The sequence below is a fragment of the Bacillus cereus group sp. BceL291 genome (assembly GCF_051776705.1).
Classification (GTDB): domain Bacteria; phylum Bacillota; class Bacilli; order Bacillales; family Bacillaceae_G; genus Bacillus_A; species Bacillus_A cereus.
In genome coordinates, this window is sequence record NZ_JBPWAP010000061.1 from 22,389 (window position 1) to 29,138 (window position 6,750).

The window sequence follows — 6,750 nt, forward strand, 5'->3', positions numbered from 1 at the left end:
AGAAGCGTGTCTGAAAAACTACTAGAAGTGAAAAATTTAAAGACTTCTTTTTTCATAGAAAGTGGCGAAGTTGAAGCGGTTCGCGGCGTTACATTTCGCTTAAATAAAGGAGAAGTAGTCGGTATCGTTGGGGAATCTGGAAGCGGGAAGAGTGTAATGGCGAAGTCTGTTATGTCTCTCGTTACGTCACCAGGAAAAGTAAAAGAAGGGGAAATCCTTTTTCATAATGAAAACATACTTTCTAAATCTGAAAAAGAATTGCGTTCTATTAGAGGAAATCAAATTTCACTTATCTCTCAAGACCCAATGTCAGCGCTAAATCCGGTCGTGAAAATTGGAAAACAAATGACGGAAGTAATTATACGTCATCAAAAAGTGAAAAAGAAAGAAGCAGAGCAAATCGCGGTCAACTTGTTAAAACAAGTCGGTCTTTCTTCACCAGAAGAAAGGGTGAAACAATATCCGCATGAACTAAGCGGAGGTATGAAGCAGCGAGTTATGATCGCAATGGCGATGTCTTGTAACCCTGACCTTCTCATTGCGGACGAACCGACGACAGCACTTGATGTAACGATACAAGCACAAATACTAGATTTAATGAAAAACTTAAAAAACGAAACGAACATGGCGTTACTTCTTATTACGCATGACTTAGGAATAGTCGCACAAAACTGTACACGCGTTATCGTTATGTATGGCGGACTTATTATGGAAGAAGGACCTGTACTTGATATTTTCCAATCGCCGAATCATCCATATACGAAAGGGTTATTAAACTCTCTGCCAAAAATCGCAAACGGCGTAAAAGAAAGACTTTCTCCCATTCAAGGTGTAACGCCAAACTTATTAAACCCACCACAAGGTTGCCCGTTCGCAGAGCGTTGCCCGCATGCGATGGACATTTGTGAAAAAGAACGTCCACCATATTTTGAAATCGGAAACGAAAGACGTTCCATGTGCTGGCTAAACGATAGGGCGGTAGGTGATTTTCATGCATAAAGAAAACTTAATTGAAGTTCGGAACTTAAAAAAGTATTTTCCTATTAAAAAAGGACTATTCGGCAGAAAAACAGAGCAATTAAAAGCAGTCGATGATTTAAGCTTCACTATTAAAAAGGGTGAAACATTCGGGTTAGTAGGAGAATCTGGATGCGGAAAATCAACGACAGGAAGAAGTATCATTCGCTTACACGATGTCACTTCAGGTAACGTTTTATTTGATGGAAAAGATATCGCAAGTTTAAAGGAAAGTGAACTAAAAGAATATCGAAAACGAATGCAAATCATTTTCCAAGATCCATACGCATCATTAAACCCGGCAATGAATGTATTCCAAATTATTAGCGAGCCAATGAACATTCACGGCTCTTACGAAAAAGAAGAACAAAAAGAAATCATATTAGACCTGCTAAAAAAGGTAGGTTTAAAAGAAGAACACTTATATCGCTACCCGCACGAATTTAGCGGAGGCCAAAGACAGCGCATCAGCATTGCGCGCGCACTATCTGTAAAACCAGATTTCATCCTATGTGACGAACCAATCTCAGCACTCGATGTCTCAGTCCAAGCACAAGTCGTAAATATGCTGCAAGACATCCAAGAAGAAACAGGAGTCACATATTTATTCATCGCACATGACCTATCTATGGTAAGACACATATCAGACCGCATCGGAGTCATGTACTTAGGAAACATAGTAGAAATTGCCGACAGCGAAGACTTATACACAAAACCGGCACATCCATACACACAAGCACTACTCTCATCTATGCCAGAACCAGATCCAACAAACATTGGCAAAGAACGGATTATCCTAGAGGGAGAAGTACCGAGCCCACTAAACACACCATCCGGCTGCAAATTCAGAACGCGCTGCAAATTCGCCACTGAAAAATGTGCACAGGAAGTACCGAAGATGGTGGAGATTGCGAAAGGGCATGAGGTGGCTTGTCATTTGTTTTAGAGGGAGAGCACTAGGGGGGACCTGGTGCTTTTTTCTTTTGTATTGGGGTGTGGGATTGGTTGTAGATTAATGGTCAGCGACTGTCTATATTTGTATCTCCTATCATATAATTCCCTTTATTCTTTAACTATAATGCTGGGAAAGCACGTAAAGTAAGACAAAGTATTAAAAATCATCGTGATGAAGTGTATCGTATTGATGTATGTATTGTAGAAGATCCGATGGAAAGAGAAATTTACGAAACATATATGATTAACGAATTTCAAGCAAAGTATAATGTGGATAAAGTATTTTATAAATAACATCAACGTAAAACATGATCTTGGTACTACATCAAGATCATGTTTTTTATATGTAATAAAAACAATTGATTATTCTTAATCATTCGACAAGATGCAACAATTTAAGATCGTGTTTTTTGCTATGATAAGTAAGGAATTTACATATCGTGTTATTGGGGGATAAAAAGAGATGTTGAAAAAATTTACTACATGTATTTTAGGTGGCGCTTTAGTATTCAATTTATCTGGTTGCGGCAATACATCCGACAAAACTTCTTCAGAATCTAAAGAAACCAATTCTAAACAAGAAGAAAAGAAAGTGCAAACAACCGATGAGGCGAAAACGAAAGAAAATACAAAGCAGAAAAATACAGAACAAGCAAAAGAGAAATCAAAAATAAAAGAAAAAGAGTATGCTGTAAACAAGGATTTTCATACACCTAAATTTGATGTAACTGTAAAAAGAGTTGTAGAAAGAGATAAGGTTGGTAAAGAGAGTATAGGATTCCAAAAACCTGAAGATGGACATGTCTTTATTGTTGTAGAAGCAGAAGGGAAAAATATCACAAACGAACCGATGAAATTAGCCGTTTTACCATCAGTGGATTTAGTGGATGAAAATGATAATGCTTACCAAAGTGATGTGTTGGCAGCTAGTAGTTATGCGGTTGAAAAAGGCGAGACCTCTAGTATTACTAAGGGATTAAAACCAGGGGAGGTAATGAGAGAAAGTAAAGTTTACGTGATTAATAAAGAAAAATTTGATACAGGAAAGTGGTATGTAGTTGTTAACCATGAGTATAAGGAACAAATTAAATAGTGTTTATTTATGAAGAGGAGATGGCTCCTCTTTTTTTTACAAGTTAACACAGAATTTCTTTATAATGTAGAAATTTAATGTTTTCGAAAAAAAGAATTGACTTCTACATTAGTTGTAACTAAAATGGTTACATAAAGATGTAATTAATTTAGTTACAACTAATATCTGCTAAAAATATGATTTATATATTTAATTAAGGATGGTGGTCCATACGTTGCCACCCGGTGTAGAAAGTTACTAACACATTCAAATCAATGCATATTCCAAGCTTTAGTATTTTCTGTTACGGGGCAATAAGGTGCAATGTTATCTTTTGTTAAAAACCTTGGTGGATCTTTCTTTGGAAATATTAGTTTTGGGGAAATATAGTAAGGTATCTAAAAAAGAACAAGGTATAAAAATATGTACTTATATAAACCAAAAATTTAGTTGAGCTGGATAATAAAAAAAGGTAGGAGATTTAAATGGAGACGAAACAAGATAATCTTATTTACGTATGGGATGCATATTGTGGATGGTGCTATGGTTTTTCAGAAAGTATTAAAGGATTTTACAAAAACCACACTGAATTACCATTAACGGTTTTATGTGGAGGGTTATTTTTAGATAATTTACCAATGAAAAACTTCTCATATATAGAAGAAGGAAATAAAAGAATTAATCAACTTACAGGTGCTGAATTTGGTCCTTCATATCAAAAATTGGTGGAGGAAGGGACTTTTAAAATGAATTCGAAAGATGCTGCAATTGGCTTTTCAGCTTTACGCTCATTAGCGCCAGACCGTTTATTAGAATTCACTTCGGCTATGCAAAAAGCGTTTTATTATGAGGGCCAAAGTCTGAGTGATCCTGAAACATATCGCAAGATTGCAATCGAGCATGGTTTGGACCCTGAACAAGTGTTAGAACGTTTAAACGCTCAAGAAACAATAATAGATGTCCAAAATGATTTCAATAAAGTTCGACAGCTTGGTGTTAATAGCTATCCTTCATTACTTTTACAAAAGGATAATCAAATTATTCCTATTGGTGGTGGCGTAATGACGCCGGATAAAATTGAAGCGCGTTTTAAAAATTTATATTAAGAAAATTTAGGATATAGTAGCAAACATGTTATCTTAGGCCACCTGACATTGATCTCCGGAATATTCGCTAGTACTATTACACTTTCAGATAAATGGGAGTGGGAGATTTTATCGGAACAAGATAAAAATATGATAATTAGTTAATAACTTTAACAAAAGGAGAATAACATACTATGTTTAAAACAATCGATACAAATCAAAAAGATGTGAAATTAACGGTGTTTAGTTCGGACGAAAAAAGCTTTATGGTCACAGCAACATTAGTTGAGAAAGCAGGACATGCATTTTTAATAAACTCAAAATTTACGCAATCTGATTCGAAAGAAATTGTAGAGTATTTGAAAAAAAACAACTTATCTCTAGATAAAATCTTTATTATTCATGGGGATCCAGACTACTACTTTGGATTAGAGAGCATTAAAGCCGTTTACCCAGAAGCTATAGCGTATGCAACAGAGTCTACTGTTGAACATATCGTTCATTCTGTCTTAGGGAAATTAAAAGTTTGGAAAGACGCCCTTGGAGAAAATGCACCAAGTAACGTGGTATTACCTCAAGTATTTAAAGAAAAAGCGATTGATTTTCAGGGGTTAACATTTGAACTAGTAGGCTTAGATCATTACAGAACTAGCCTATTTAATAAAGAACTAAAAGTATTAATTGGTGGTATTGATGTATTTAACGAAATACATGTATTCTTAGCGGATACTAGCTCAAAAGCGGATATGGAGGCATGGATTGAGAACTTGAAAGTATTACAAGCATTACATGCTGACATAATTGTGCCTAGCCATGGATCAATCGAAAAATCCCTAAATAATCAAGCACTTACTGCGACAATGGATTATCTAAGAACGGCGGTTCAAGCTTCTGAGGAAAGTGGAACTTCAAAAGATTTTGTGGCAAAACTTGAAGCAGCATATCCAGGCTATGCAAATAAAGGTGTATTAGAATTAAGTGCAAAAGTTGTAACAAAAGAAATACCTTGGGGTTAATGATATGAATAAATATCAAAAACTATTACATGAAACGTATGTGTTAACTGGCGAAGGGAAATTGGATGCGTTCAAAACGTATTTAAGTGAAAATGTATCTTGGACAGAAGCTGCTGGGTTTCCATATGCAGGTACTTATATAGGTCCAGATGAAGTAGTGAAAAACGTACATGAACGTCTTGGCACGGAATGGGATGACTATAGTGCTAAAGATGAAATTTATACTTTTAATAACAATACTGTTATCGTGTATGGAAAATATAGTGGAACATATAAAGCTACAGGGAAGTCATTTGTAGCAGATTTTTGTCATCTTTATAAGTTTGATGAGAACGATAAGGTTAAGAAGTTTATTCAAATTGTGGACAGTGCAACTGTTAATGAGGTATTAAGTTAGAGTTAATCGTTTCTAATATGCCTTGTATAGGGGGAGGTTAGGATAAATGAAATTCCTAACATTATCCCTGACATTACATTTTGGGGAAGGTTTCTCCTTCTTCAAGCTTTTTATAGAAGAAAACTTATTTAAGTAGAAGAGGTAGGTATATATGAAATTAGAGAAAAATTTAATCATAACAATTATTTCTGTATTTATTTTAGGAGTAGTTTCGACTTTGGTATATCAAGCTTCCACCGGTAATAACAAAGGGAACTCAATAAAGAGCGAAAATGTCGCTTCTGTATCAAAAGAAGTAAAAGAAAATGAAAAGAATAAAAAGATGGTAGTTGATTTCTATAATGAAGTTTTTAACAAACATAATATCGATATTATCCCTAAATATGTTAGCGAAGATTATAAGCAACATAATCCTTTTGTTGCTGATGGACGAAAAGCCTTCATGGATTTCTTTAAGGAGGATTTTGTTAAAAATCCTAATTCCTCTGCAGAGATTAAACGTGTAGTAGCTGAAGGGGATACAGTTGCTCTTCATGTACATTCTCGTACTAATTCTCAAGATAAGGGAGTTGCTATAGTGGATATATTTCGTATCAAGGATGGAAAGATTGTCGAACACTGGGATGTAATTCAAGAGATTCCAAGTGAAGCAGCTAATGATAATACGATGTTTTAGATAGAAGATATATTTAATAATTGTTTAATTGATAGTGCTGTATAGAGTTTAGAAATTTAGATAATTAGTCATCAAATCTGGAAATCATTTAAAAATAGCATATTAAATGATGGCACAAATTAATACGAAATAGCTCTTTAATAAAAAATCCTACTCATTAAAAAATGAGTAGGATTTTTTATTAAAGAATAGTGCTAATTTTGTGGTTCGGCACCATCTAAATTTGGAAACCATGAAAGTATAGGTACTCTATATCCACGTAAAGTAAAATCGTAATTTTTTCCTTCTTTTATGTTTGCTTGCAGATTCACTGAATGAAACTTCATCATAAGAAGGCTATCCTCATTAGAAATAACTTTTTCGGTTCCATTTTTTTGCTCAACCTAGTACAATCTTACCAATTTAAAAAAGACCACCATTACTGAAGTGCACCCCAATTGTTAGACACATAATTAACAATTGGAGGTGCATTTTTTATGGCTAAATTTTCTTCAAAAGATAAAATACAAGCAGTAAAACGATATCTAGAAGGT

Annotated in this window: 8 protein-coding genes and 1 pseudogene; 8 read left to right on the top strand and 1 reads right to left on the bottom strand. The window is 34.7% G+C overall.

Annotated elements, in window-relative coordinates; all coding sequences use genetic code 11:
- Positions 1-6 precede the first annotated feature (6 nt).
- From ACS2CR_RS26815 to ACS2CR_RS26850, 8 genes and pseudogenes are all read left to right on the top strand, one after another.
- Entirely contained in the window at positions 7-999 is a 993-nt protein-coding gene (locus tag ACS2CR_RS26815; RefSeq protein WP_053512533.1) for an ABC transporter ATP-binding protein, read from the top strand.
- Positions 992-1,963, top strand: coding sequence for an ABC transporter ATP-binding protein (locus ACS2CR_RS26820; protein ID WP_053512532.1), 972 nt, complete (start codon positions 992-994; stop codon positions 1,961-1,963). Before ACS2CR_RS26815 ends, ACS2CR_RS26820 begins: the two co-directional genes overlap by 8 nt.
- A 116-nt stretch (positions 1,964-2,079) precedes the next feature.
- Positions 2,080-2,265, top strand: a pseudogene (locus tag ACS2CR_RS26825) (nucleotide excision repair endonuclease); the annotation flags it as partial.
- Positions 2,266-2,434: 169 nt separating this feature from the next.
- On the top strand, positions 2,435-3,064 hold the full coding sequence (locus ACS2CR_RS26830) for a hypothetical protein (protein ID WP_000913401.1): 630 nt from the start codon (positions 2,435-2,437) through the stop codon (positions 3,062-3,064).
- Positions 3,065-3,528: 464 nt separating this feature from the next.
- The gene (locus tag ACS2CR_RS26835) at positions 3,529-4,149 is read left to right on the top strand and encodes a DsbA family protein (protein ID WP_000448607.1); all 621 of its coding nucleotides are present in this window, start codon (positions 3,529-3,531) and stop codon (positions 4,147-4,149) included.
- Between the two features lie 173 nt (positions 4,150-4,322).
- Positions 4,323-5,144 (top strand): MBL fold metallo-hydrolase, encoded by an 822-nt coding sequence (locus ACS2CR_RS26840; RefSeq protein ID WP_016109322.1) that lies wholly within the window; start codon positions 4,323-4,325, stop codon positions 5,142-5,144.
- A gap of 4 nt (positions 5,145-5,148) precedes the next feature.
- A complete protein-coding gene (locus ACS2CR_RS26845; protein ID WP_001046367.1) occupies positions 5,149-5,541 on the top strand; it encodes a nuclear transport factor 2 family protein in 393 nt (130 codons plus the stop codon).
- A 151-nt stretch (positions 5,542-5,692) separates the two neighbouring features.
- Positions 5,693-6,217, top strand: coding sequence for a nuclear transport factor 2 family protein (locus ACS2CR_RS26850; RefSeq protein ID WP_000764192.1), 525 nt, complete (start codon positions 5,693-5,695; stop codon positions 6,215-6,217).
- Positions 6,218-6,411: 194 nt separating this feature from the next.
- On the opposite strand, the gene ACS2CR_RS26855 is transcribed toward ACS2CR_RS26850, so the two are convergent.
- Positions 6,412-6,546 carry a hypothetical protein gene (locus tag ACS2CR_RS26855; RefSeq protein ID WP_000975275.1) on the bottom strand — a complete coding sequence of 45 codons (135 nt, stop codon included), beginning with the start codon at positions 6,544-6,546 and terminating at the stop codon, positions 6,412-6,414.
- Between the last annotated feature and the right edge of the window lie 204 nt (positions 6,547-6,750).

Excerpts from the sequence above, each read along its gene's own strand:
- ACS2CR_RS26820 (WP_053512532.1), top strand. The coding sequence starts at position 992 with ATGCATAAAGAAAACTTAATTGAAGTTCGGAACTTAAAAAAGTATTTT.
- ACS2CR_RS26830 (WP_000913401.1), top strand. The coding sequence starts at position 2,435 with ATGTTGAAAAAATTTACTACATGTATTTTAGGTGGCGCTTTAGTATTC.
- ACS2CR_RS26835 (WP_000448607.1), top strand. The coding sequence starts at position 3,529 with ATGGAGACGAAACAAGATAATCTTATTTACGTATGGGATGCATATTGT.
- ACS2CR_RS26840 (WP_016109322.1), top strand. The coding sequence starts at position 4,323 with ATGTTTAAAACAATCGATACAAATCAAAAAGATGTGAAATTAACGGTG.
- ACS2CR_RS26845 (WP_001046367.1), top strand. The coding sequence starts at position 5,149 with ATGAATAAATATCAAAAACTATTACATGAAACGTATGTGTTAACTGGC.
- ACS2CR_RS26850 (WP_000764192.1), top strand. The coding sequence starts at position 5,693 with ATGAAATTAGAGAAAAATTTAATCATAACAATTATTTCTGTATTTATT.
- ACS2CR_RS26855 (WP_000975275.1), bottom strand. The coding sequence starts at position 6,546 with ATGATGAAGTTTCATTCAGTGAATCTGCAAGCAAACATAAAAGAAGGA.